Below are 26,078 nucleotides of genomic sequence, written 5' to 3'. Positions count from 1 at the left end.
TTAAAAACCGCTGCTCAGACCCCATATTGTTATAAACCTTAAGAAGAAGAAAGCCATTATGCGAATGCCTGAACCGCGCTCATCGCGTCAGTTAAATCAATTGGCCACTCAGCTCCAAGGCGAAGCTGAAATTAGTGGTGTTAATGCGTCAGGGACGCAAATATCAAGTCGTGCCTTTGAGATGGTTACTGACTTTGAGCCAGCAGGCGACCAGCCGCAAGCCATCAAAAAGCTAGTTAAAGGCATCAATTCGGACATGGACGAGCAGTTGCTACTAGGTGTGACTGGTTCTGGTAAGACCTATACCATGGCGAAGGTCATCGCTGAAACTCAGCGTCCGACCATTATTATGGCGCACAACAAAACGTTAGCGGCTCAGCTATATGGTGAGTTCAAATCGTTTTTCCCCAATAATGCGGTCGAATATTTTGTCAGTTACTATGACTATTATCAGCCAGAAGCGTATGTTGCTGCTAGTGATACCTTTATCGAAAAAGACAGCGCTATTAACGATCATATTGATCAGATGCGCCTGTCCGCCACGCGTGCCTTGTTAGAGCGTCGTGATGCGATTATCGTCGCTTCAGTATCTTGTATCTATGGTTTGGGTGATCCAGAAAGTTATCTAAAAATGCTATTGCATGTCGTTGTGGGCGATAACATCGATCGTACAGCGACTATCAAGCGTTTGGTTGAGATGCAGTACACACGTAACGAGCTAGATTTTGGTCGTGGTACGTATCGCTTGCGTGGAGAGCTGTTAGATATCTATCCTGCTGAGTCTGAGCAGCTAGCCGTACGTGTGCATCTATTCGATAACGAAGTTGAGAAGATTACGTGGTTTGATCCTTTAACGGGTAAGACGGTGCGCAGCGTGCCACGTATTACTATTTATCCAAAGTCGCACTATGTGACGCCGCGTAATAAGCTAGAAGCTGCTAGCCACACGATTCGTGCTGAGCTAGAGCCGCGTTTAGAATACTTCCGTGACAACAACAAACTGATTGAAGCACAGCGTCTCAAAGAGCGTACTCAATATGACTTGGAGATGATCCAGCAGCTTGGTTACTGTAACGGTATCGAAAACTACTCGCAGCATCTTTCTGGTCGTCCATCAGGGAAGCGCCGCCAACGTTATTTGATTATATTCCAGAAGATGCCTTGTTGTTCCTTGATGAATCACATGTGACGGTTTCACAGATTGGCGCGATGTATAAAGGCGATAGATCACGTAAAGAAAACTTGGTCAATTATGGTTTTAGATTACCCAGTGCGATGAATAACCGCCCGATGAAATTTGAAGAGTGGGAGCGTATCAAGCCCAAAACCATTTATGTCAGTGCTACGCCAGCGTTATATGAGCTTGAACATAGCGAGCAAGTCGTAGAGCAGGTCGTCCGTCCGACGGGTCTGATTGACCCTGAGATTGAGATACGTCCTGTCTTGACGCAAGTTGATGATGTGCTATCAGAGATTACCAAACGCCGTGAAAAGGACGAGCGTGTACTGATTACCACATTGACCAAGCGTATGTCAGAAGATTTGACCAGTTACCTCAAAGAGTATGATGTAAAGGTTGCCTATCTACATTCGGACATCGATACTGTCGAGCGTATGCAGATTATCCATGAGCTCCGTACTGGCGTGCATGATGTGCTGGTCGGTATCAACTTATTACGCGAAGGCTTGGACATGCCTGAGGTATCACTGGTAGCGATATTTGATGCGGATAAAGAAGGCTTTTTGCGTTCAGAGCGTTCGCTTATTCAGACCATTGGTCGTGCCGCGCGTCACTTGAATGGTAAAGCCATTCTCTATGCTGATCGCATTACGCCAAGTATGCAAAAGGCGATAGATGAGACGGATCGCCGCCGTGATAAGCAGATTGCCTTTAACCTTGAGCATAACATCACGCCAAAAGGGGCTCGTCGTAGTATCACGGACAAGATTGATACGGGTGAAAGCTTGGATGCCAATGACAATCAAGCTATCCCAGTTAAGAGTAATCTACCTGATGTCGATATCAATATCTTACGTAGTCCTGATCTGCTTGCCAAAGAAATCAAACGTCTAGAGAAGCAAATGCAGCAAATGTCGCGCGATTTGAAGTTTGAAGAAGCAGCAAAAACGCGTGATAAAGTGCTTGAGTTAAAAGCACATTTAATCTGATAACTTGGGTTAAATATTAGGGCTAAAAAGAGGCTAAACAATAGCTAAGGTGGGGTGCTTTTTAAGTACCTCACCTTTTTATGGTTTATTCAATATGGGAATGTGCAGAATACTTGTAATACAGCGCATTGCCACTTACCATATCCGCATAAACCTCACCATCCATATAACATTTCAAAAATTTAGGTCATGAGCGAACAAGCCGAGAGTGAGTAACGCTCTAGCTAGGCTTGCTTTTCTTATAGATCACACTGTCAACACAGACTAAATTTTTGGAATGGACATAATCTAGGCGTATTATTCACTGTGCTTACCAATAACTTAATAGAATTAAACTCTAACGAAAATTCACTCGGCATGTCAGATGCGGCCAAAAAAGCCGTTATCGACTCTTTAGACATCAGCTTTCGTTATCCCGACGACCAACGTGCAGCTCTGATTACCAAAGTTGCTGAGATAAATGGTGTGACAGAGAGTCAAATCTCACTGGGCAGTGGCTCTAGTGAAAACATCCGTACTGTCGTCCAAATGCTACAAAATCAAGCATTAGTAGCAGGTAAAAATTCCAAGTTATCGTGCCGCATCCAACCTTTGCCTATGCTGAGTTATATGCGACATCTATCGATGTGCCTGTGGTAAAAGTACCGCTGATGACTGAAAATTACGCCTTTGACTTGCAAAGTATGCAAAAGGTGGCTGATGACTTTGACGGTATTAGCTTGTTTTATCTGTGCAATCCAAACAACCCAACGTCGACTATTACTGACACAGTAAATCTCAAAGAATGGGTAGGAAATGCAACAAGTAACCATTACTTTTTATTAGATGAAGCTTATTCGGAATATGTGACTGATCCAAGTTTTGAGAGTGGTGTCGCATGGATACGAGAGGAGTACTCAGAAAATATCGTTGTAGTGCGTACTTTCTCAAAACTATGTGCACTCGCTGGCATGCGTGTCGGCTATGCAGTTGCTAGCCCGCAAACGATAGGCAAACTAGAGGCTTTCATCTCAATTGATAATACCAACTTGGCAGGTGCCGTGGCTGCATTAGCGACTCTCGATGATGAAGCGTTTCTAGTATTGAGCTTGTGTATGGCCAATCAATCGCGTCAACTGGTTGAGCAAACATTAGATGAGCTTGGCTTACGCTACTTGCCATCGCAGGCAAGCTTTATATTTCATGAGATACAAGGCGATGTGCAAACCTATATCGACAGAATGCGTGAGCATGGTATTGCTGTCGGGCGTGAGTTTGCGCCAATCAGTGGCTTTAATCGCTTAACACTTGGCAGACCTGATGAGATGGCAGTATTTGTAGAGGTACTCAAATCATTTCGTGAGAAGGGCTGGGTCTAACTCAGTTAGTCAATGGAGTTCGATAATAAAAAAGGGAAGTTGCTTATTGGTCGCTTCTTTTTTGTTGAGTCTATTTTTCTGGTTCTGTTTCGTTGGGTCTATATCCCATTCAAAGTCAATCGCACATTTTTACCAACATCAAACGCAGTTTTACATATCGCACCTTAAATAATCTAGCACTATCTTATACGATAACTGAGTAAAGCATGACCCGTTAATCACGCAGATGAATACTGGGTAACAGTCACAGTGCTCGGCATGCTCACGTATCTTATAATTATAAAGTTAGGGATGTACCTATGTTCGATATCAAATCATTTTTTAAACGAGAAGTAGAAAAAAGCTTATCAATGTAGATGACTATATTTTTATGCCAGAACGCGTAGAGATGGAAATTGAAGGCGGACTATTAAATTGTGTGTTGAATAGTGATGGTCGCGTAGATATTTTTTATAGTAAAGACGGTGTCACTGAGGTGGGTTCAGCGTCGCGCAAACACCCATTTACAGCATTTGAAAAAGAGCTATATCATGGTATTTATGATGATGTGATTAATGATTTAATTAAGGAAGTAGATAAAATTATTGATAGCACCTCGAAGTATTTCCGTCGTAGCCAATCATTACCTTTTACCGCATCTATAACGTCTCAAGCATCTGACACAAATAAATTTTAGGCTAATTAATTGAACCAATCTATTAGCAATAAAAAGGGTGCATTATGTATAACGCACTCTCTTTATTATTTTTTATTCTAATAAATAACTTAATTGTTCTATTGAACAAAGCTTGTATAGCAGCTCTGTAGAGATTTGGCGACGACTTGTGCGACTAACTGAGTACGGTACTGAGAGTCAATCGCGGCATTGCCCAGCTCAACAATCGTCACTTGCTGTGGCGCTTGCTCACTCACACAGCCACAAACATTGGTTTTAACAGATTCTTGCTGTGCTTCTGTCATGGCGACGCTTGCAACACGCCATGCGTTTTGTTTTTCAATTTGGCTACGGCATTGGTTGTCGATCGCAGCTCTAAAAACATTCATGCCGATCTCGTTTGCGGTACCGATTGCTGTACCTGTACCGTTGTTTGTAGTACCTGTTGAGGTACATCCCGCCAAGGCAAAAGTCGCTAGCATCATCGTTGAAGCCAAGATTTTTTCATAAGTTAGTCCTTTAAGGTGTCTGTCATAAATAAAGCTGTATTTTATCAGTAAAACCTAGCAATGACATCATTAACCACAGGCGCATTTTATTTTAGAACTCTATAACCTATATGTATTAACCACAAAAAAGCCAGCTAAGTAATCACTTAACTGGCTTGATATAGACTAAGCTATTCGGCTTATTTATACGTTTTTGCCGTGTTCTTTTTGCTGAATATCTTTCGCCAATTTATAGCATTCGTTGATATGGTCATTAGCGATTTTCTTAAAAATCGTATAGCCCATAGTCGCAGCAACCAATTGACCGCCAAGTGGGATAAACTTAGTCACTTGTTTGGCAGCGATACGACCACCGAAACCTTGAATGGTTTTCTTAACGATACCGCGTGTTGCCATGAGTCCAGCGAAATCTACAGTACGATCTTTTACTGCGCTCCAATGCACTTCGCGAGATTCCAAGTTAATGGCTGATTGACGGTCTTCAATGAGACCAAAACGCTCACTAATCTCTGGAATCAACTGCGTCAACATCCCCGCGTCAACTGCCACATCAAAAAATGGTACTGGCACAACCGCTACACCAGCAGAAACTCTAGCGCGTCTTTTTACCATTCCCTGACATTCTTTTTTAACCTTCTCAAGGTCTAGGTTAGGGTCGATCGTATTTGGAAGTTTTTCAGCAAGTGGCGTGGTTTTCATAAAGTGTCCTTATAAATAATTAAAATATAAATGATAAAAAGTTCAATAAACAACAAATTCTTCAGTTGCTTACTATTTTATGGATTTATGCGTGGCTTACAATCATTGCTTTGTAGCAAAATGAATGAAATTACTCATACTATGCACCTTTTTTGTAAGTGATTAAACGAAGGCAGTTTACATGAGCTATAAAAATGGCAGTATCAATTATTGCTAATTTACAGGCATTATTCATCAGGTTGCACAATGCCTAATGATATACAGAGGTAGTATAAATTGTCATTGTGAGCCTCTGCTAAAGCCAGTAGAATACGCTCATGCTAAATTTAACCCCCGTTATACCAGCACTCGCATCGACGAGTTGCCCGCCGCGCTGCAACCATTTGCCGCTCAATCATTCACGCTTGCCCGTCTGTATGCAGGGCGAGGTATCACTGCGCCTGATGAGCTGGAGACTAGCCTGTCAGGTCTATTGCCTGCTGAGGCCCTGCACGGTGTCACTGAAGCCGTGCGCTTATTAGATGTGGCCATTGATGAGCGTCAGCGCATCTTGATCGTTGGTGACTTTGACTGTGACGGTGCCACCAGTACAGCCTTAATGATGCGTGCGCTCACAAAGATGGGTGCGGTCGTTGATTTCCTAGTACCAGATCGTTTTAAGTACGGTTATGGCCTGACGCCAGAGATTGTCGAGTTAGGTATTGAGACTTTCCAGCCAGATATGATAGTGACGGTTGATAATGGCATCTCAAGTCATGAAGGGGTAGCGCGAGCCCAAGCTGATGGTATCACGGTGATTATCACTGACCATCATCTCACGACCAAAGAGACGCCGCCTGCGGAAGCGGTAGTCAATCCCAATCAGCTAGGTTGTGACTTTGCTAGTAAGGCATTGGTTGGAGTCGGAGTCGCATTTTATGTGCTCGGACGCTTAGCAAAGCTACGCCGCGAAGCTGGCAAGTCCACGGTACAGGTTAGCCAATATTTGGATTTGGTCGCACTTGGGACGATTGCAGACGTTGGGGTACTGGATAAAAACAACCGTATCTTGGTACATCATGGATTATCGGCTATTCGTCAAGGCCGCTGCTGTATGGGAATGTTGGCATTGCTTGAGCAAGCGGGCCGTGACCCCAAGCAGCTTCATGCACAGGATTTTGGTTTTGTATTAGGCCCACGTATCAATGCAGCTGGGCGTATGGATAATATGCGCATCGGTATCGAATGCTTATTGACTGAGGACTGGAGCACCGCGCAACGTTTGGCACAAGAGCTTGAGCAGCTGAACCGTACGCGTCGTCATGTAGAGGGCGAGATGCGTGCGCAAGCTGATAGTATCGTACAAGCATTGGCTAATGAAGATAATAGCGATGAGAGTGTGAGTAGTGATAGCGATAACAATGTGAGTAGCAATGACACAATTACTCAAGCTGTTTCTACTGCTAAAGCAAACAATACAGGCGCTCGTAGTATTATTCTATACCAAGATGACTGGCATCAAGGAGTCATTGGCATTGTCGCTGGTCGCTTAAAAGAAAGCCATTATTTACCCAGCATCGTTTTTGCACCAGCAGACACTGAACAAACAGATGAAGATAGTGCCATTAAAGGTTCTGCACGTTCTATCGCTGGCGTACATATTCGTGATGCAATTGAACAAGTTGCTGAGCGTTATCCAGACTTAATAAGTCATTTCGGCGGGCACGCGATGGCAGCAGGCCTGACCCTCAAGCACCGCAACTTTGAGGCATTTGTCACAGCTTTTAATGAAGTGATGGCTCAGATGGATGATGAGGTATTTGCAGAGCAAAAATTCACCGATGGACCTTTGCAAGCGAGTGACTTTAGCTTATGGTTTGCTGAGCATTTAGCCGATGCCAGTATCTGGGGTCATGGATTTGCGCCACCGATATTTGACGGGGTGTTTGAGGTACTAAGCTTTAAGATTTTAAAAGACAAACATCTTAAGTTATCGCTGCGCTATCCAGACGTTCAATATCCGATAGAGGCTATTTGCTTTAACTTCGATAATGACGCTTGGGATTACCGTGCTAAGCAAGTCCATTTGTTATTTCAGCTAGACATCAATGAATGGAATGGCAAACAAAGCTTACAGCTGATGGTCAAAGACTTGGCTGTGGTAGAGCAAGGGTAAAGCGACAATGTCAAACCGATAATACTAAACGCGCTCAGAGATGGGCGCGTTGGTATTTTTGAAATGAAGACACGCCCTAGTATCAGTATTTCCACTCTAATGTGGGGAACTGCCAATCGTAACGAATAGCTAGCATCCGCAAAGTAAAAATCGTACTCATCGTAGAGATGTCAGCTACCCAATCTGTCACGCCTAAGTTCTTTAGAGCAAAGTACAGCACCCCACCCGTCAACGCTGCCGTAATATAAATCTCTTGCTGTAGTACCAATGGAATCTCATTGCAAATCATATCGCGAATGATGCCACCAACTACGATGGTAATCACACCTAACAATAGCGCTACAGGTACATTGGCACCCATACTATCAGCGACTTTGATACCGATCAGCGTAAATGCTGATAGACCAATGGTGTCAGATAGTTTGAGGAACTTATCCACTCGTCTGGAGTTTGGATGAAAAAATATCTGCATCGCTAGTGATGAAATCGTAATGAGGGTCAGATAGCTCATATCTACCATCCAAAATAACGGATGGCGATCCAGAATGACATCACGTACCGTGCCGCCGCCGATAGCAGTGACAATAGACACGAGCAGACAGCCGAAGACGTCGAAGTTTTTGTGCTTGGCAAGTATCGTTCCGGAGACGCTACAGGCGATGATGCCAATCATATCGAAGAAATATATCAAAGAGCGCGGGTCAAAAGTAGTGATCAGTACGGTAGGGTCCAATACGATAGCCAACATGGGCAGTTCTCACTATTTTCAATTATTGTCAGTCAAACAAAGGCTATCTCAGCAGAGTCTTGCTCAATTAATCAGTTTACGAGCCGAATAGAAGGCAGATGCCAGTCGAATCTGAGCGCGAGCATACGTACCGCGAAGATGACAAACAGCATAATAAATTCGTTGAGACTGGCGCCCACCCCAAAATACTGTAAGCATAAATAGGTCACAGACCCTGCGATACTGGCAGTAATATAAATTTCACGCTGTAGTACCAGCGGAATCTCATTACAAATGATATCACGTAGTAAACCACCGATAATGGCAGTCCAGACACCCATCATAATAGCAATGAGGGGAGACATGTCTAAGGTTAAGGCTACCTTAAAACCAATGACACTAAAAGCTGCTAGCCCAATAGCATCAAAGAGCTTTAACGCATTATCAATCTTATGATAAAGGTGAAAGAAGATTTGTAAGATAAGGGAGGTCACCGTGATAACGATCACGTAATTAAGATCAGTCATCCAAAATAGAGGATGACGGTCGAGAGCCATATCGCGTAATGTCCCACCGCCGATGGCATTGACCATCGCCACCAAGATACAACCAGCGATATCGAAGCCTTTATGTTGCGCAAGTAAAGTCCCTGCAATCGCGCAGGCAACAATGCCAACCATGTCCAATAAATATAATAGAATATCAGGAAAAATCAAAGCATTACCCATGGTTATATTGCCAAATCGTGATCATCAAAGTGATAGGTGTTTTTTAGGCGGTTATTCAATGCATAAATTTGACGAAAAAGGTGTAGTGTTACAGTGCCATTTAGCCATCTTTTGCAAATAATATCAGTCCTACAATAATCAGCCCTATACCGACCAGTCCCATCGCCGAAGGTATGGCGTTATCTAACAATAATATACCCCCAATCAAAGCAAAGATAACCTCACTGGCTTGGGTTGAGTCGACGCCTGCAACCTCGCTTGAAGTAACAGCTTGCTCGCGCGCATACAAAAATATAGTGGTCGCTGCCACGCCTGCCAATAGAGCAACGAGCAACGTATTGATTATTTGTGAGGGGTGGGGCTGGTCAGGGCGCACTATAATGCCCAAAAACAGCCAAAATGGCAAACACCCAAGAGTCATTAGCCACACTTTGTTAAAGGCATTTTGCAGTAGCGTGGTTTCGATAGAAGGAATACGAGCAATTAGATTTTGTAGGGAGGAGGTTGCCGCAGTGTTGTTACTTTGCAGTACGCTATCGAGGTCGGTAGCATCATATGTCGTAGCTGGCAAATCGTAAGCTTCGGATATGAGCGGTTCACTTTGATCGTTAATATCAATACCAATACTGGCTTTTTGAGCGTTCAACTCTGCGGCCTTCTGTAGTTCAGTATTGCGCTGGCGGGCATTATGAGAAGCCTGCCAAACCAGCTGGTTACCAATTGGGTAGCTAAAAGCAGCGATAAGCGCAGGTAGCGCACCGTAGAGCAGCATGTCAGACATTGGGACGGTGTCGGTTATAGCAGCAGCATGCAGACCTTCACTGATATTGACGAGTGCCACACCGATAAAGACAATGACAGCATATACGATGAATTTTTTATCAAAACGTTGACCAAATGCCAATAGTACAAGTAAACTGGCGACGACGGTAAACATAAAGGTAGCCGCTACCACCCATCCCGCAACATGATCTGCGGCATAGCAAATACCGGTATAAAACAGTCCAAACCCGATACTGCCAGTAATGCACCAAAAGCCCCAATGCTGAAGAAAAATCCTCATTAGCGCTTTAATACGACCAAAGCCATGTTGTATCGCAATAATGACGGTAATAATTAACAGCATAAAGACATAGCGTAGACTCGCTGACCAAAACCAATGTCCACCTGCGCTACTCATAAGCTCATTTAAGATAAATGTCGAGCTAAAAAACGCACCTGCTAGCAAGCCCAATAAAATGAGTTTGATCATACCGCTACCTTATCCATGGCACTCAACGTGTTCACACTTTCTGTTTGTTACTTGCTGATAGTTACTTGCCTTTGGCATCTGCCCAAATGATCTTATGCAATTGTAGCTGAAAGCGAACTGGCAAGGCATCAGCCAACATCCATTCTGCTAGCTCGCGCGCCAATACAGGTACTTCAGGGCTGAGCTGTTCATCGACATCATCTGCGACATTAAACATCGGAGAGAACCATACCGTACCGACCAATTCGTTTAGCTTATACTCGGTCAATTTAGCTTTTGCCCAGTCGTAATCTGTACGATTCATAATGACAAACTTGATTTGATCGTGCTGAGTGAGATAGTCGAGGTTTGACCATAGATTTTTATCGACTTCGCCTGAGCTTGGCGTTTTGAGATCCATCACCTTACTGACTGGTGCTGGCACGTTTTCTACCGTGAGTGCGCCTGCGGTCTCAAGGGATATCTCATACCCGTCGCTCAGCAAACGTTTCATCAATTCAATGGCATTTGGCTGTGCTAATGGTTCACCGCCCGTCAGACAGATACGCTTGCACGGATAACCTTTGATGGTTTCTATGATGGTTTCTAATGATTGACGTTCGCCGCCAGTAAAAGCATATTCGGTATCACAATAGACGCAGCGCAGCGGACAGCCCGTTAGACGCACAAATATCGTCGGCAAGCCTGAAGTGATTGCCTCACCTTGTAAGGAATAAAAAATCTCAGTCAGACGTAATCCTGCTTCGGGGTCAGTAACAGGGATAGCGGCGGTGCGTAATGATGATTCACTCATAATATTTCAAATACAGTTAAAGGTCGATAAGGCGATGAAGCGCTTATCAATCGTAATAAAAAGGCAGGGGATGGTACGAATGATTTTGTGTTTGTATAAAGACAAACTAAAAGAGGATTATAACGTAACGCGTTATATTAAGTTGCAAAAAAGATGCTGGAGTCATCCCCAGCATCTTCATATAAAACAATATTATGTACCAAATAATGGTACGTGCCAAATATTTAGGCTAGGCGTAATAGCTCGTTTACTGATGTTTTTGCACGAGTTTGCGCGTCAACTTTTTCACGATGATGGCAGCGTACAAGCTGTGCGTGCCATCTTCTGACGGTAAGCTACCTGGTACGACAACAGAACCTGCTGGTACACGGCCACGATGAATCTCGCCAGTTTCGCGATCATAGATGCGCGTCGATTGACCGATATAGACACCCATAGAGATGACAGCGCCTTCTTCAACGATAACGCCTTCAACGATTTCAGAGCGTGCACCGATGAAGCAGTTGTCTTCGATGATAGTAGGGTTTGCTTGCAATGGCTCTAATACACCGCCGATGCCAACGCCACCTGATAAATGCACGTTTTTACCGATTTGAGCACATGAACCAACGGTCGCCCACGTATCAACCATCGCACCTTGATCGACATAGGCACCGATGTTGACGTATGACGGCATCAATACTGCGCCTGCTGCGATGAAAGAACCTCTACGTGCGACAGCTGGTGGTACAACGCGTACGCCTGCTTCTTTAAACTGCGCTTCGGTCCAGTTAGCAAATTTAGTTGGAACTTTGTCATAGAACTGTACGTGTTCGCCAGCGGCTTGGACGTAGTTGTCGTTTAGACGGAAAGACAATAGTACGGCTTTTTGGCCCACTGATTGACAACCCATTCGCCATCTTTCTTTTCTGCTACGCGCAGGCTACCGTTGTCTAGTTGCTCAAGTACTTGATTGATAGCATCACGCACGTCTTGTGGCATATTAGCTGGACTGTATTCGTTACGGTTTTCAAAAAGCTTGTTCGATGGTTTGTTGTAATGACATAAAGGTTCCTAAAATGAATGAAAGGGAGGGTGATCTTAATGTTATGGTTAAAGACTTATATGACCCAGCCTAAAGAAAATTCAAGGTATGGCTTGGTCCAAAAACTTGCTTGCCGTATTGTCGCTAATTTGACCGCTTTTAGCAAACGCGTTGAGGGTCTTATTGTGACAATATTGAATGAGTTGTTTTCAGATACTCCTCAAAACAACTCATTTATCATAATTTAATTGTCTGCCGTGTTGGTCTCTATCCACTCTAAAATATCTTGATAAACGGTCTGTTTATCCTTTTCGTGCAGCACTTCATGACGCATATTAGGATACAGCTGAATATCGACATGACTGAAGTGACGCTTGTCCAGACGCGTGACAACCCTACGTATACCGCGACCCATTTCACCAATCGGATCATCTTCACCGCTGATAAATAGCATTGGGAAGTTTTTGGCAATAGTGGTAGCCCAATTTTTATTCAGTCCAGTATCCATAAGCGTGAACAATGTCATAAAGCCATTATTGGTAAAGTCAAAACCAGTCTTAGGATCGGCTTCATAGGCTTCAATGTTTGCGGTATTTTCACTGAGCCACGCAAACTGTGAGGACGAATTGCGATCAGATAGTTGGCTGTTAAGGACTTTGTTCATCACCTTGGCAAAAACTGTATTCGGTTGTCGTGGGGCGACTCTGGCTAGTAGCTTGTTAATAGGTAATAGAACCTTGGCCAGTGGGTTAGCGTCTGCGGAACCCATTAGGATGGCGCCTGTGAAATTATGCGCATGATGCTTGAGTACATTGCGCACGATAAACGACCCCATCGAGTGACCCATCACAAAATGCGGAACGTCTGGATGACGGTCTTTTAAGCTATCGGCCATGACAATCACGTCTTTTAAAAGTGACTGTACCGGATGCTCTTCACCGAAAAACCCAAGATCGGCCTCAGTCTTGATCGTCTGTCCATGACCCAAATGGTCATAAGTCGCCACAGCGATACCATTGTCTGCCAAAAACTGTGCAAAATCGCTATAGCGACCGCTGTGCTCTGCCATGCCATGCACAATCAATAAAGTTGCGCTAATCTCGACGTCTTTGCTACTTGGCTCAAAAAAGTCATGATGCAAGTAGTGAATATTGTCAGAAGACAAAATGTGATCGTTACTGTTATCGATATTGGTACTCATGTAATGTTCCTTGATTACTTATAATTTTCATTAACGGTTTTGACGATGTTTCTCAAACAATGGGTCAAGCAGCGCAATTTATCATACGGCTATTATAATGTCCTATTGTACTGGGCGATGATAAATAATTTCACCTTATTTTATTATTTTAATTCAGTTATAAAAATATCATTCTACTAATAACGGTTGACGCAGTGACTATCGCTGAATCTGTATAAGTCACATGAATCACATAAGTCATTTACGCTCTTACTGTTTACCCGCAATAGACTGGTCTTATTTATATGATACTTTTAAATGAGTTTTTAAAGTCATTTATATCAATCAACATTCGATCAAACACTAACAGCAGCCAACCGCCAACCGCTTTGATAAAATCATCTATGACAAAATTTTCATCGAAAAAGACACTACTATTGGCAGGTGCAGGTCATGCTCACATTGGCATGTTGCGCCGACTTAGCGCCGCGCGTATAAAGGATGCCGATACTATAGATGCGGACATTCATTTAATTAGTGAGCAACCGCAAACCATCTACTCTGGCATGTTACCTGGTTGGATGGCAGGACATTATCAGCTGCATGATATCAGTATCGATATCAAATCGCTTTGTGTGCGAGCAGGTGTGAGATTCATTCAGCAGTCGCTTGTACAAGTAAACGCAGCGTCAAACAAGGTGGTTACGACTGGTGATGAACAAACGGATTTTGACTATGATGTCTTGTCTCTAAATACGGGCGCAGATACAGACATGCGTTGGCAACCTGACCACAATAGCTACAACGAGTACAGAAGCGATAATGACGATAACAATACTGGCGCTGCTAATACTAACGTGATTGCCATACGACCATTATCAACATTTATCACTCAATGGCAGCGGATTCTAAAGGCCGCTCAGCAGTCTGAAAAGTATCAATTGGCTATTATCGGAGCAGGTGCTGCGGCCATAGAATTGGTGATGGCAGCCCAAGTCGCGCTACGGAATATTAACCGTAATCATCAGGTGACATTAGTATGCGGTGAGAATCTCTTGTCAGGGTTTAATTCGGGCTTTCGACAGCGGGTTATTAAGCAGTTACATCGTCATGACATTACGATAGTTCGAGAACGAGCGAGCGATTATCGTGACGGTAAATTATCAACTACGCATAAATCATTGCCCATCAATGCTGTCATCGCTGCGACTGGCGTCATAGGGTCGGCATGGACGGTTTCTACAGATTTAGAAATAGAAGGTGATGGGTTTGTCGCGGTGAACGATAAGCAACAGAGCGTCTCTCATCCTAATGTGTTTGCGGTTGGTGATGTGGCGACACGAATCGATAAATACGTGGCGCACTCAGGGGTTCACTCGGTGCATGGTGGTGCTGTCGAAGCTGATAACTTATTGGCCTATCTGGGTAACAACGTAATGAAGAGCTATCAGCCAAAGTCGCGCACGCTATATCTGCTGTCTTGCGGTGATAAATACGCCATTGGTAGTTGGGGTAATGTAAACCTACAAGGTCGCTGGGTATGGCGTCTCAAGAAGTATATCGATAAGCAATTCATCGAAGCTGATAAGAACTAACGAAGGTTAATGCTCATTTGGAATAAACCATAAAATCCATATGATTAGTTGTCAATGCTTATTGATAATCAGGTATGATTGATTAGATAAACCGTAAAGTGAGCAATCAGGTTTTACATTGTCAAACTTGAAAATAAACAGTAAAAGCAATGCGCTATCTGTGTTTTCTAATCTTTAATGTCACGTTGCTATCCTTTTTTAGTTGTACTGCTAACAGGATTTTAGACCACCATGAAATCAACTATCGAGTTACTTGAGCATACTGATTTTCCAGCGATAAAACGACGTCAATTGACGATATTACAAGTCAATATGGGCTACTTATGTAATATGTCCTGCGTGCACTGTCATGTGGCTGCCAGTCCTTATCGTACCGAGATGATGTCACGTGAGTTGGTTGAGCTGATACCGAAGGTATTACAAGCACAAAACATCGATACGCTTGATTTGACGGGCGGTGCGCCTGAAATGCATGAGGATTTTAAGTATTTGGTCAAGGCCGCTAGGGCATTAGGTGTCAAAGTGATAGACCGCTGTAACCTGACCATTCTTATGGAAGAGGGTTATGAGGATATGGCGCAGTTTTTAGCAGACAACCAAGTGGAAGTGGTGGCTTCTTTGCCTTGTTATTCCTTAGAAAACGTGGATAAACAGCGCGGTAAAGGTGCGTTTGACGACAGTATATTGGGATTGCAAAAGCTCAACAGCTTAGGGTACGGCAAGCCTGATGCTGATTTAACATTAAACTTGGTTTACAATCCGCAAGGTGCGACGCTACCGCCCAATCAACAACAGCTTGAAGCAGATTATAAGCGTGAGTTAAAAGCGCACTTTGATATTGAGTTTAACCATCTATTTGCCCTAACAAATATGCCGATTCAGCGTTTTGGGGCGGTGCTACTGGCAAAAGACCAGTTCCACTCGTATATGGATTTGCTTAAAGCCAATTATATGGCTGCTAATCTGGCCGAAGTCATGTGCCGTTCGACCATTAGTGTCAATTGGTTGGGTGAGCTGTTTGACTGTGATTTCAATCAGCAGTTAGAGATGCCTGTACCAAATAAAACACGGCGACACCTAAGTGATTTGTTAACGCAGAACCCGTCTGGCGATGACATTGCCATTGCTGACCACTGCTATGGCTGTACAGCAGGACAGGGCAGTAGCTGTGGCGGCGCGTTAGAAGAAGAGGCAGTAGAGCCAGTGCTAGCAGACACGCCTTAGCCATTCTAATGTAAGTGCTTTTAATATAAGCACTTTAAATATAGGAGCTTTAAGCCTAAGCACTTTAAACATAGGTACTTTTAGCATAGATAAAAATTTAGATAAAAAACAATCAGCGTAAACGGAGTAAGTCCTATGTCAGTATTTAACTTTTCCGCGAAAACATTGTTCGCACAACCAGTGATTGCCACGACTATTTTATTAGCAAGCGTGGCCGCTCATGCTGACTTTAATCATCAGAGTTGGGATAGTTTATTAAATAAGCATGTGACCATGACCAACGGTGGCAAAGCTTCAGTGGTCAATTATGCTGGCATGAAAGCAGATAAGAGCAAGCTGACAAGCTATCTAGAGGCGACGAGCAAAGTGTCTCAATCAGAATTCAATCGTTGGAGTAAAAACGAGCAGTTGGCATTTTTAATCAACGTTTATAACGCTGGTACGGTTGATTTGGTATTGACGAAATATCCAAACGTCAAATCTATCAAAGATATCGGCGGACTGTTTGGGTCACCATGGAAGCAAGAGTTTGTTTCGGTACTCGGTAAGACGCGTTCACTTGATGATATCGAGCACAATCTCATTCGTGGCTCTAAACGCTACAACGATCCGCGCATTCACTTTGCGGTCAATTGTGCCAGTATCGGTTGCCCTGCACTGCAAGATGATGCCTTTACTGGCAAGCGTTTAGACCGTCAATTAGAGCAGGCAACGTCTAAGTTTTTAGCAGACAGTAGTCGCAACACTCTCAAAGGCAGTACGCTAAAAGTGTCGCCAATTTTTAAATGGTATAAAGAAGATTTTGCAACCAACTGGCGTGGCACCAAAGATTTAGCAGGGTTTTTGGGTCGTTATAACTCGTCACTAGGATTGAGTAAAGCTCAGACAGCAGAGCTAAAACAAGGCAAGATAAAAATAAGCTATACCGACTACAACTGGAATTTGAACAAAAAATAAGCCAGTTTTTAATCTTACTCGCTGATTAACGTGACGGTATATCCATTGAAACTCTCCATCATCATTCCATTGTTAAATGAAGCGGACAACTTGCCTGAGCTTATCGCTCATATTGCCAGTCTCGATCCGGCACCGCAGCAAGTGATATTGGTCGATGGTGGTTCAGTGGATGGTTCGGTTGCTATCGCCAAAAGTGTGCTCAAAAGTACAGAGATTGCTCAATCAATCATTGATTGGCATATTATCGAATCTACGGTAGGGCGTGCACAGCAAATGAATGCGGGCGCTATGTTAGCAACAGGTGATGTGTTGCTATTTTTACATGCCGATACCGAGCTGCCAGCTGATGCGATAGATAACGTTCAGCAGGCAATAGCTCAGTATGACTGGGGACGATTTGATGTGCGCTTAGACAGCTGTGAGCCATTGTTAAAAATCGTCGGGTTCATGATAAATAAGCGCTCACGCTTAATGAGTATCGCCACTGGCGATCAAGCAATTTTTATCAAAAAATCCATATTCGAGCAGATTGGTGGCTATCCTGATCAGCCATTGATGGAAGATATTGAGCTCTGTAAACGTCTAAAGAAGTTTGCTCGACCAGCTTGTCTAAAAAGTAAAGTCATAACATCCGCGCGGCGTTGGCAGCAATATGGTACATGGCGGACGATTTTTTTGATGTGGCAGTTGCGCTTTGATTATTGGCGCGGCGTATCGCCTAATGTTTTAAAGCAACGTTATTATAAGTAGTGAGATTGTTTGATTTATAAATATGATAGACAAAAGAAGAAAGAGCTCGTCCTTGTACATTTGACCAATTGAGAGACCGTTATAGTGACAGCTGATTTATCTGCAAGACAGCAAGATACCTGCATCATTCTTTTTGCAAAATATCCAGCGCGCAATAAGGCAAAAACCCGTTTGCAGCCAGCGCTAGGGGTAGATGGCGCTGCACGTATGGCAAGGCAACTATTATTGCATAGTATTGAGCAGACCATTGATACTGGTTTTTCCGTTGAGCTATGTATGAGTCCAGCACCAACAGATCCATGCTGGCAAGCATTTGATTTGCCTGACTCGTTGCGCTGGTCTGCGCAGGCCGAAGGGGATTTGGGTTTGCGTATGTTGATAGCCAGTCAGCGCGCATTGCAACATTTTGACAAGGTTGTGTTAATTGGTACGGACTGTCCTAGTCTTACGACAGCACGTATTCAGACATCGGTACAGCAGCTAAATCAACACGATGCGGTTATGATTCCAGCAACTGATGGTGGGTATGTGTTGTTAGGATTTAAACAAGTTAATGACAGCATGTTTTCGGACATTGTTTGGAGTACGGCTAGTGTAGCCGCTGTCACCAAGCAGCGCATGGCGGCATTAGACTGGACACTTGCACTATTTGACCCTTTGCACGATATTGATGAGCCTAAAGATCTAGTACATTTGCCGTCAGGCTGGCTAGATTCTTACATCAATATTAATATCAAAGTGGATAACTACTGATAACCGATAAGTGACAACTAGGTTGATAAACTCACTAATGTAGTTGCATATTCTAAGATGATTCACTAAGAATTTTAACTGGATGGCACATTCAATAAGGATATTGTTATGCATGACGTCGTGCAAAATTACTATGGAAAAGAGTTACAGAGTACCGATGATCTAAAGACCTCGGCTTGTTGTGATATTAGCAATATGCCTGAGTGGCTCAAGCCCTTACTCGCAAATATTCACGATGAAGTATTGAATCGATATTACGGCTGTGGTCTGGTGTGTCCAGCACTGCTCGAAGGCTGCCGAATTTTAGATTTGGGCAGTGGCTCAGGCCGAGATGTCTACGCATTGGCGCAACTGGTTGGCGAGAGTGGCCACGTAGTCGGTGTTGATATGACCGATGAGCAGCTAGCCGTTGCCAAACAGCACCAAGCTTATCATGTCGAGAATTTTGGCTATGACAATGTGACGTTTTTACATGGCTATATCGAGAAACTAGATGAACTAGACCTTGAAGCTAATAGCTTCGATATTATTGTCTCAAACTGCGTTATCAATTTATCACCAGATAAAGCTTCGGTCATGGCCAGTGTGCAGCGTTTGCTGAAACCTGGTGGGGAGTTTTATTTTTCTGACGTCTATGCCGATCGCCGTATCCCGCAACACTTAATTGATGACCCAGTCTTATATGGTGAATGTTTGAGCGGTGCATTGTATTGGAAGGATTTTAACCGTTTGTCACGAGATGCAGGATTCTTAGACATACGTTTGGTTGAAGATCGCCCACTTGAGATTACAGATCCTGCTTTGGCGGCTAAAATCGGTGATATTCAGTTTTTCTCTGCAACTTACCGCTTATTTAAAATCGACTCGCTTGAGGATGCTTGCGAAGATCACGGACAAGCGGTGATATATAAAGGCTCTATCGAGCAGTCCCCGCATCGGTTTGATTTAGATAAACATCATGCTATCGAAGCTGGTCGGGTATTCCCAGTATGTGGCAATACGTTTCGAATGCTGCAAGAATCGCGCTTTGCGCCGCATTTTGAGTTTATCGGTGATGACAGTCGCCACTACGGTATTTTTGCAGGTTGCGGTGAGTTAATGCCATTTAATCAACCTATGATGCTGGCATCTGGTGCAGGTGGTTGTTGCTAACATTAAAGTGGTGTATTTAGCATAAATTTAAATATACATGCTTAATTATAAAAAGGCCATTATTTTAGATAATGGCCTTTTTTGATTCAATGGGAAACAGCACGATTAAAATTAGACCGATTAGCAGTAGTCAGTTTAAGATGGAAAATAAGTATCAAGATTACGTTAGCAAGGCGGCCAGTCTGATCTTGGTATGTTCGTCCATCGCATCTATAGGTGTGACTAATGCTTGTGCAAGGGCATTGTGAGCGATTGACTCAGGTAGTTCGGCAGCAATCAAAGCAACAGCTTCCCGTATCACTTTTTGAGCATTGTCCGCATTTTTCATTAGGTTCTTTATAGCATAGTCGGCACTCACGGCTTCTTCCGTCGGATGCCAACAGTCGAAGTCTGTCACCAGAGCTAACGTGGCATAAGCAATACTGGCTTCACGTGCCAATTTGGCTTCTGGCATATTGGTCATGCCAATAATATCTGCCTGCATCTGACGATACCATTCTGACTCTGCTCGAGTTGAGAATTGAGGCCCTTCGATACAGACATAAGTTGCTTTAGAATGACTGCTACCTTCTGTAATATCCGCTTTGTCATAAGCGCGCGTCAAGAGTTCTGCTAGGGCAGGGCATAGTGGGTCTGCCATCGACACATGGGCGACGGCGCCCGCGCCAAAGAACGTACTCACTCGCTGCTTGGTCATATCAATCATTTGATCAGGCACGACCATATCTAATGGCTTAAGATGCGCTTGCAATGAGCCAACTGCTGATACGGAGACGATATAGCGTACCCCAAGCGTTTTTAGCGCATAGATATTGGCTCGATAAGGTACTTCGGACGGCGTCAGTCTATGTCCCTGACCATGCCTCGTCAAAAAAGCAACGGTCACTCCCTCAAGCTCACCTAAGACAATATCATCAGATGGACTGCCATAAGGCGTCTGTATCGTCACACTGCGTTTGTTGGTCAGTGATGACATTTGGTAGAGACCGCTGCCACCGATGATAGCAATATCAGCAGATAATGTTGCTAGTACTTCCGTGTGAGGTATTGTCATAAGGACTATCCGAATGGGTTAATAAAAGAGAGACACAGACTAGTGCCATGTAATATCCTGAACCAAAAAATAGCTCAGATAAAATATAGCAGAACTTTTGTGCTTATAGTTATAAATTGAGAATTCTCATTAATTTGCTATATCTAAAAATTCCTAAGAAATAATGCGATATGGCGATATTTGCTAGATATCGATAAAGGTTTACAATAGCGACAATTTTTGTTTTAATGTTTATTAAATGGAACTTTGTTTCGCATAGCAAAACATACGTATATATTAGCTCAATTAATGAATGGCCTATATTTTCTCTAATAGCTGTAAATATAAGGTATTGAAAGAAAAGAGAAAGTAAGCTAAGGTTTATTTATTGACAGAATTACTATATTATTACTCGTCTGTAACGTATTTATGTATAAATACGGATATTGTTAAACGTATAAAACCGATTACTTCAAGGATGAATTCAATGCTTAATTCTTTAAAAATCCCCATTACTTTTGTCAGCTATGTTGAGTGCTGCGCTAGGTCTAACCGCATGCTCATCTCCAAGCTCAGAGGGCAGTGATACTGCATCTGCAGATAGTGCGGCAACAGATACTGCAGCAGATAAGCTTGATACTAAATTTTTGACCATCGCTACTGGCGGCGCGTCTGGCCCTTACAACATCATTGGTACTTCATTGTCTGAAGTCTATGTCAAAACCTTTGGCGTAAACTCAAAAACTCAAACCACTGGCGCATCAGTCGAAAACGTCAATCTATTGACCCAAGGCAAGGTCGACATGGTCTTGGCATTGAGTGATGTGGTTACGGATGCTGTCGAAGGTAAAAACAACTTTGAGCAGCCAATCACTAACATTCAACAGATTGCTGTTTTGTACCCTAACGTGGTGCAAATTGTGACCTCAAAAAATCTGGTATCAAAAACATTGAAGATTTACGAGGCAAGCGCATTGCTGTAGGCGATCAAGGTTCTGGTACAGAAGTCAATGCTCGTACTTTACTGGAAGGGTTTGGTATCACATATGATGATGTCACCGTTGATTATCTAGGCTTTGCTGAAGCCGCTGATGGTATGAAAGCAGGTAAGATTGAAGCGGCATTCTTTAGTAGTGGCCTACCAAACTCATCTTTGATGGAGTTAGAGCAAGGTTTAGATTTACAGATTGTCACTATCAACCAAGACAAGCTAAAAGAAATCATCGCGACCAAGCCTTACTTCAAAACCTTTGAGATTCCTGCTGGCACTTATGGCAACGAAACAGCCGTACCAACTGCAGCAATCATGAATGCATTATTGGTTAGCTCTGATCTATCTGAAGCGGATGGTTATAAACTAACCAAAGCATTGTTCGATAATTTAGATGGTCTAAAAACAGCTCACCAAGCGGCCAATGATATCAGTCTAGAAACCGCTCGTGATGGCATGGTAGCCCCAATCCATCCTGGAGCTAAAAAGTACTATGACGAACAAGCAGCCAAGTAATTCATTGTGGTTATCAACTGGCGCGGCATTTATTGCAGCGCTGGTTTTTTTTACGCTATGGTTAGGCTCTACGCTTCAGTCTGTCGTTGAAGTGCGAGTCGCAGGCGTAAACGGTGCTGATGATAAGGTTTGTTATTTCACTGAGCCTGACTTTCAGCTACGTTGGATACATTCTGTAGAAAAACAGTGGTGGGAAGAGCAGTATCAACGCATAGACGGCAGCAGTACAGAAGGTGCGGAGCTGTTACTGACCACGACCTATTTTGAAGCGTTCGGTGCGGGGACACCCTCCACCGAAATGCTCGCTCCTATACAAAAGCCTGGCTATCTGGGTTATCAAATCAACGAAAAACTGCCTCGCCTTAATTGGGTCGTATCTAGACTGACCAAAGGTGAAATGGATTATGGTGGTCATCGTTTCTTGATTCACCAGTGGGTGCCAGACTATTCTGAAGTGGTGATCATGCCTAAGACGTATGATTTAATTGATAGATTTAAAAAGGACTTTTGTCATGAACTCCCAAGTGACGGATCAAGGTAGTGTGACTACCATGCCAGATGCTCAAGTTGATAACGATGCTGAGGCGGATGCGGTCAACCGAGCAGTATTGGAAAAATATGACCGAGAGTCAATCACGCGTCATATCACTCAAGGACCAGTAAAATATTTCATTGCTGGCATTTGTATACTCTATTCACTGTTTCATTTATATATCACTTTTAATCCAATGCCAGCACTGTTACAGCGCTCTGTACACGTGGGTGTTGGTTTTGCATTGATATTCCTAATTTTTCCAGCCAGCAAAAAAGCAGTCGCAAGCGAGTGGCATGGTATGACTGGATTTGGTTTGCCTTGTCTCTATCCGGTATGGGCTATCTCATTTATGAGTATCAAGATATCGTTACCTCGCGTGGCGGTATGGCCGAAATCAGGTCGATGTGATATTTTCTTTGATTACGGTAGTCTGCGTGTTAGAAGGCAGTCGCCGTATTACTGGTTGGATTTTGCCAATCTTGGCCGGCATATTTTTGGCCTATCCATTTGTTAGTCATTTAGACTTTATGCCTGACAGACTTTTGACTCGCCCTTATGATATGGGTGATATCTTTGGTCAATTATTCTTAAAAACAGAGGGTCTATATTCTGTTGCGATTGGTGCATCGGTCACCTTTATCTTCTTGTTCATTCTGTTCGGTGCGTTTTTAGCACGTTCAGGAATGGGGCAGTTATTTAATGATTTGGCATTGGCTATCGCTGGTCATAAAAAGGGCGGACCTGCAAAAGTAGCAGTCATCTCTAGTGGCTTTATGGGCAGTATCAATGGCTCAGCTTTATCAAATGTGGTTAGTACGGGTGCCTTTACTATTCCGTTAATGAAGAAGGTCGGCTATCACAAAGATTTCGCAGGTGCAGTTGAAGCCAGTGCCTCGGTTGGTGGACAGATTTTGCCTCCGATTATGGGTGCCAGTGCTTTCATTATGGCTGAGACAACAGGCTTGCCGTATAGCACGATTGCCTTAGCAGCATTATTACCAGCGATCTTGTACTATTTAGGCGTCATTGCGCAGGTGCATTTCCGTGCTGGACGTCGAGATCTAAAAGGTATTGCTAAAGAAAATTTACCAGCGGTCAAAGAAGTACTAAAAGCCCGCGGTCACATGTTATTGCCGATTGTCTTCTTGATTTTCTTATTAATCAGAAATGTACCTGTAGGATATGCAGCAGCTTATACCATTGGTTTTACTGTTGTGATCAGTATGCTACGTGCTGAAACGCGCATGAGTTTTTCTGATATTTTGGGTGCATTAGAAGATGGTGCGCGCCAGTCACTAGCGGTCATGGCTGCGTGTGCGGTCGTCGGTATTATCATTGGTGTTGTGAGCCTGACCAGTTTTGGTACGGTGATGACATCATCTATCGTCACGCTAGGCGCAGGGTCGTTATTTTTCACGCTTATCTTAACGATGTTGGCATCAATGGTTTTGGGCATGGGACTGCCATCTATTCCTGCCTATATCATTACGGCGACGATGGCTGCACCAGCATTGGCCGGTTTTGATATTCCAATCTTGTCAGCGCACATGTTTGTTTTTTATTTTGGTATCTTTGCCAATATTACACCGCCTGTGTGTCTTGCAGCCTTTGCGGGTGCAGGTATATCCGGTGGTGATCCGATGAAAACAGGGTTCTTGTCCCTCAAGCTTGCTCTCGCGGGATTCATCGTGCCGTTTATGTTTATCTATAATCCAACGATGTTGATGATAGATCCAACTGGCCTGGCAGTCACGGCAAAAGATTTCCCGCTGCCACCTATTTTAGATATCATTACAGTGGTAGTGACTTCGGTGACGGGTGTTATTGCGCTGAGCTCAGCACTTGAAGGGTACTTTAGAGGCAGTATGAATACGGTGACTCGTGTCATCTTAGCTATTGGTGCTTTGCTATTGATTTATCCTGAGATTACGACTGGTATCGCAGGTGGTATTATTGTCCTCGGTATTGCTGTATTCAATATAAAAACAGCTGGAAAGCCAACGCCTACTTTAACCGTGTAAAGCATTGGGTTTAATCATTCGTAAGTCTAACAAAGCTCAAAAAAGGGTGAATAACAAATTTGTTATTCACCCTTTTAATATTCTTAAGAAATATTTTAGCGACTGCTGTTCGCAACTACTTTCACATCACTTTATTGCTAAATTAGCAGCCAAGTTTGCCTTCAGCTTCTAATGCTTTTTTGCTACGGATAGGTGCTGGGCAATCTTCGCCATAGTACTGACGATCGGCAAAGTAGCTTGAGCGTACCATTGGGCCTGCCCAAATGCTAAAGAAGCCGATTTTTTTGCCGTAGTCCATATAGCGTTGGAACTCATCTGGATGGACATAACGATCAACAGGGGCGTGGTTTTTACTAGGCTGTAGATACTGACCAATCGTGATCATATCCACGTCATGCGCTTTTAGATCATCAAGTAGCGCATAGATCTCTTCTTCTGTCTCACCAAGACCAACCATAAAGCCGCACTTGGTGGCGATATCAGGACGACGCTCTTTATAAATCTTAAGCAAATCTAGCGAATGCTGATAATCAGAACCCGGACGGAAAGCTTTGTATAGACGTGGCACTGTTTCGATATTGTGGTTAAACACATCTGGTGCGGTCTCTGTCAATAAATCCAACGCAATATCCATACGACCACGGAAATCTGGTACTAGGATTTCAATCAAGCAGTTTGGGCTAAGTGCTCTTGACTCGTTTAGCACTTCCACAAAATGTCCCGCACCGCCGTCTTTTAGATCATCGCGATCGACAGAGGTGATTACGGCATACTTAAGTTGTAGACCTTGAATGGTCTCAGCAGTATGACGCGGCTCATCCTTGTCTAGCTCATTAGGACGACCATGACCTACATCACAGAACGGGCAGCGACGCGTACAGATATCACCCATGATCATAAAGGTGGCTGTACCATCAGCGAAGCACTGTGGCAGGTTAGGGCAGGCTGCTTCTTCACAGACGGTATAAAGCTTTTGCTCACGCAACGTTGCTTTGATACGAGCGACTTCAGCAGGCGAGGACATTTTTACCCGAATCCAATCAGGCTTTTTCTTTGCCTCGACAGTCGGGATCACCTTAATTGGGATACGGGCAACTTTGTCGTAGCCACGTAGCTTTTCGCCTTGGATGGCTTTTTTGGTTTGGCCTTAGCAGCAGGTACATGTGTTTGTACGGCAGTTGTCATAATGGAGTTATCTCTTAACCCTTTATATTATAAGGGTTTATGGAATTATCAGAATGTTTTATGAGTGCAGATATTATAGCAGAAATTTGGTCGTCAATTTTTAAACAATATTGTTAA

General features: G+C 43.5%; 19 protein-coding genes and 5 pseudogenes. 14 read left to right on the top strand and 10 right to left on the bottom strand.

Translation table 11 applies throughout. The annotated features are described in order from the left end of the window. Nucleotides 1–58 precede the first annotated feature (58 nt). The 4 genes and pseudogenes from uvrB (at nt 59) to ACOBWA_RS10215 (ending at nt 4,203) form a co-directional block, all read left to right on the top strand. Nucleotides 59–2,169: pseudogene (uvrB, locus tag ACOBWA_RS10230) on the top strand (excinuclease ABC subunit UvrB). A gap of 306 nt (nt 2,170–2,475) precedes the next feature. Then, complete coding sequence (locus ACOBWA_RS10225) at nt 2,476–2,808, top strand: hypothetical protein (RefSeq protein WP_420229284.1); 333 nt, start codon at nt 2,476–2,478, stop codon at nt 2,806–2,808. Next, complete coding sequence (locus ACOBWA_RS10220) at nt 2,745–3,527, top strand: pyridoxal phosphate-dependent aminotransferase (RefSeq protein WP_420229283.1); 783 nt, start codon at nt 2,745–2,747, stop codon at nt 3,525–3,527. Before ACOBWA_RS10225 ends, ACOBWA_RS10220 begins: the two co-directional genes overlap by 64 nt. Before the next feature lie 370 nt (nt 3,528–3,897). Next, nucleotides 3,898–4,203, top strand: coding sequence for a hypothetical protein (locus ACOBWA_RS10215; protein WP_420229282.1), 306 nt, complete (start codon nt 3,898–3,900; stop codon nt 4,201–4,203). 98 nt (nt 4,204–4,301) lie between these two features. On the opposite strand, the gene ACOBWA_RS10210 is transcribed toward ACOBWA_RS10215, so the two are convergent. Both ACOBWA_RS10210 and ACOBWA_RS10205 read right to left on the bottom strand, forming a co-directional pair. After that, nucleotides 4,302–4,679, bottom strand: coding sequence for a hypothetical protein (locus ACOBWA_RS10210; protein ID WP_420229281.1), 378 nt, complete (start codon nt 4,677–4,679; stop codon nt 4,302–4,304). Nucleotides 4,680–4,874: 195 nt separating this feature from the next. Next, nucleotides 4,875–5,390 (bottom strand): hypothetical protein, encoded by a 516-nt coding sequence (locus tag ACOBWA_RS10205; RefSeq protein WP_101206415.1) that lies wholly within the window; start codon nt 5,388–5,390, stop codon nt 4,875–4,877. Nucleotides 5,391–5,751: 361 nt separating this feature from the next. On the opposite strand from ACOBWA_RS10205, the gene recJ reads away from it, so the two are divergent. Beyond that, on the top strand, nt 5,752–7,545 hold the full coding sequence (recJ, locus tag ACOBWA_RS10200; protein ID WP_420229280.1) for a single-stranded-DNA-specific exonuclease RecJ: 1,794 nt from the start codon (nt 5,752–5,754) through the stop codon (nt 7,543–7,545). Between the two features lie 82 nt (nt 7,546–7,627). Here the strand turns inward: recJ and ACOBWA_RS10195 are convergent, their stop codons facing one another. From ACOBWA_RS10195 to ACOBWA_RS10170, 6 genes and pseudogenes are all read right to left on the bottom strand, one after another. Further along, nucleotides 7,628–8,293, bottom strand: a complete 666-nt coding sequence (locus ACOBWA_RS10195; RefSeq protein WP_057760888.1) for a trimeric intracellular cation channel family protein — start codon at nt 8,291–8,293, stop codon at nt 7,628–7,630. 71 nt (nt 8,294–8,364) lie between these two features. After that, a complete protein-coding gene (locus ACOBWA_RS10190; protein WP_057760886.1) occupies nt 8,365–9,000 on the bottom strand; it encodes a trimeric intracellular cation channel family protein in 636 nt (211 codons plus the stop codon). A 100-nt stretch (nt 9,001–9,100) separates the two neighbouring features. Further along, nucleotides 9,101–10,252 (bottom strand): multidrug resistance efflux transporter family protein, encoded by a 1,152-nt coding sequence (locus tag ACOBWA_RS10185; RefSeq protein WP_420229279.1) that lies wholly within the window; start codon nt 10,250–10,252, stop codon nt 9,101–9,103. Between the two features lie 61 nt (nt 10,253–10,313). Next, nucleotides 10,314–11,045 carry a 7-carboxy-7-deazaguanine synthase QueE gene (gene queE / locus ACOBWA_RS10180; protein ID WP_201606491.1) on the bottom strand — a complete coding sequence of 244 codons (732 nt, stop codon included), beginning with the start codon at nt 11,043–11,045 and terminating at the stop codon, nt 10,314–10,316. 224 nt (nt 11,046–11,269) lie between these two features. Further along, a pseudogene (dapD, locus tag ACOBWA_RS10175) lies at nt 11,270–12,090 on the bottom strand (2,3,4,5-tetrahydropyridine-2,6-dicarboxylate N-succinyltransferase). Nucleotides 12,091–12,313: 223 nt separating this feature from the next. Continuing rightward, on the bottom strand, nt 12,314–13,270 hold the full coding sequence (locus tag ACOBWA_RS10170; RefSeq protein ID WP_201606489.1) for an alpha/beta fold hydrolase: 957 nt from the start codon (nt 13,268–13,270) through the stop codon (nt 12,314–12,316). Between the two features lie 383 nt (nt 13,271–13,653). On the opposite strand from ACOBWA_RS10170, the gene ACOBWA_RS10165 reads away from it, so the two are divergent. The 6 genes from ACOBWA_RS10165 (at nt 13,654) to ACOBWA_RS10140 (ending at nt 19,680) form a co-directional block, all read left to right on the top strand. Next, on the top strand, nt 13,654–14,844 hold the full coding sequence (locus tag ACOBWA_RS10165) for an FAD-dependent oxidoreductase (RefSeq protein ID WP_420229278.1): 1,191 nt from the start codon (nt 13,654–13,656) through the stop codon (nt 14,842–14,844). Between the two features lie 231 nt (nt 14,845–15,075). Then, nucleotides 15,076–16,068 (top strand): arsenosugar biosynthesis radical SAM (seleno)protein ArsS, encoded by a 993-nt coding sequence (arsS, locus tag ACOBWA_RS10160; protein WP_420229277.1) that lies wholly within the window; start codon nt 15,076–15,078, stop codon nt 16,066–16,068. Between the two features lie 135 nt (nt 16,069–16,203). Next, nucleotides 16,204–17,025: a DUF547 domain-containing protein gene (locus tag ACOBWA_RS10155; RefSeq protein WP_420229276.1), complete on the top strand. Its 822-nt coding sequence runs from the start codon at nt 16,204–16,206 to the stop codon at nt 17,023–17,025. Nucleotides 17,026–17,070: 45 nt separating this feature from the next. Further along, a complete protein-coding gene (locus ACOBWA_RS10150) occupies nt 17,071–17,775 on the top strand; it encodes a TIGR04283 family arsenosugar biosynthesis glycosyltransferase (RefSeq protein WP_420229275.1) in 705 nt (234 codons plus the stop codon). A gap of 84 nt (nt 17,776–17,859) precedes the next feature. Then, nucleotides 17,860–18,528 carry a TIGR04282 family arsenosugar biosynthesis glycosyltransferase gene (locus ACOBWA_RS10145; RefSeq protein WP_420229274.1) on the top strand — a complete coding sequence of 223 codons (669 nt, stop codon included), beginning with the start codon at nt 17,860–17,862 and terminating at the stop codon, nt 18,526–18,528. 108 nt (nt 18,529–18,636) lie between these two features. After that, complete coding sequence (locus tag ACOBWA_RS10140) at nt 18,637–19,680, top strand: methyltransferase domain-containing protein (protein ID WP_420229273.1); 1,044 nt, start codon at nt 18,637–18,639, stop codon at nt 19,678–19,680. 160 nt (nt 19,681–19,840) lie between these two features. Here the strand turns inward: ACOBWA_RS10140 and mtnP are convergent, their stop codons facing one another. Continuing rightward, nucleotides 19,841–20,734: an S-methyl-5'-thioadenosine phosphorylase gene (gene mtnP / locus ACOBWA_RS10135; protein ID WP_420229272.1), complete on the bottom strand. Its 894-nt coding sequence runs from the start codon at nt 20,732–20,734 to the stop codon at nt 19,841–19,843. A 506-nt stretch (nt 20,735–21,240) separates the two neighbouring features. On the opposite strand from mtnP, the pseudogene ACOBWA_RS10130 reads away from it, so the two are divergent. The 3 genes and pseudogenes from ACOBWA_RS10130 to ACOBWA_RS10120 all read left to right on the top strand — a co-directional run bounded on the left by ACOBWA_RS10130 (nt 21,241) and on the right by ACOBWA_RS10120 (nt 24,776). Continuing rightward, nucleotides 21,241–22,220, top strand: a pseudogene (locus ACOBWA_RS10130) (TAXI family TRAP transporter solute-binding subunit). After that, nucleotides 22,198–22,761: a DUF1850 domain-containing protein gene (locus tag ACOBWA_RS10125; RefSeq protein WP_420229271.1), complete on the top strand. Its 564-nt coding sequence runs from the start codon at nt 22,198–22,200 to the stop codon at nt 22,759–22,761. Before ACOBWA_RS10130 ends, ACOBWA_RS10125 begins: the two are co-directional and overlap by 23 nt. 10 nt (nt 22,762–22,771) lie before the next feature. Continuing rightward, nucleotides 22,772–24,776: pseudogene (locus ACOBWA_RS10120) on the top strand (TRAP transporter permease). 142 nt (nt 24,777–24,918) lie between these two features. Here ACOBWA_RS10120 and lipA read toward each other — a convergent pair. Continuing rightward, nucleotides 24,919–25,961: pseudogene (gene lipA / locus ACOBWA_RS10115) on the bottom strand (lipoyl synthase). Nucleotides 25,962–26,078 lie beyond the last annotated feature (117 nt).

The organism is Psychrobacter sp. ER1 (assembly GCF_048631835.1).
In the GTDB taxonomy this organism is placed as follows: domain Bacteria; phylum Pseudomonadota; class Gammaproteobacteria; order Pseudomonadales; family Moraxellaceae; genus Psychrobacter.
This window is presented reverse-complemented; position numbering and strand designations above follow the sequence as displayed.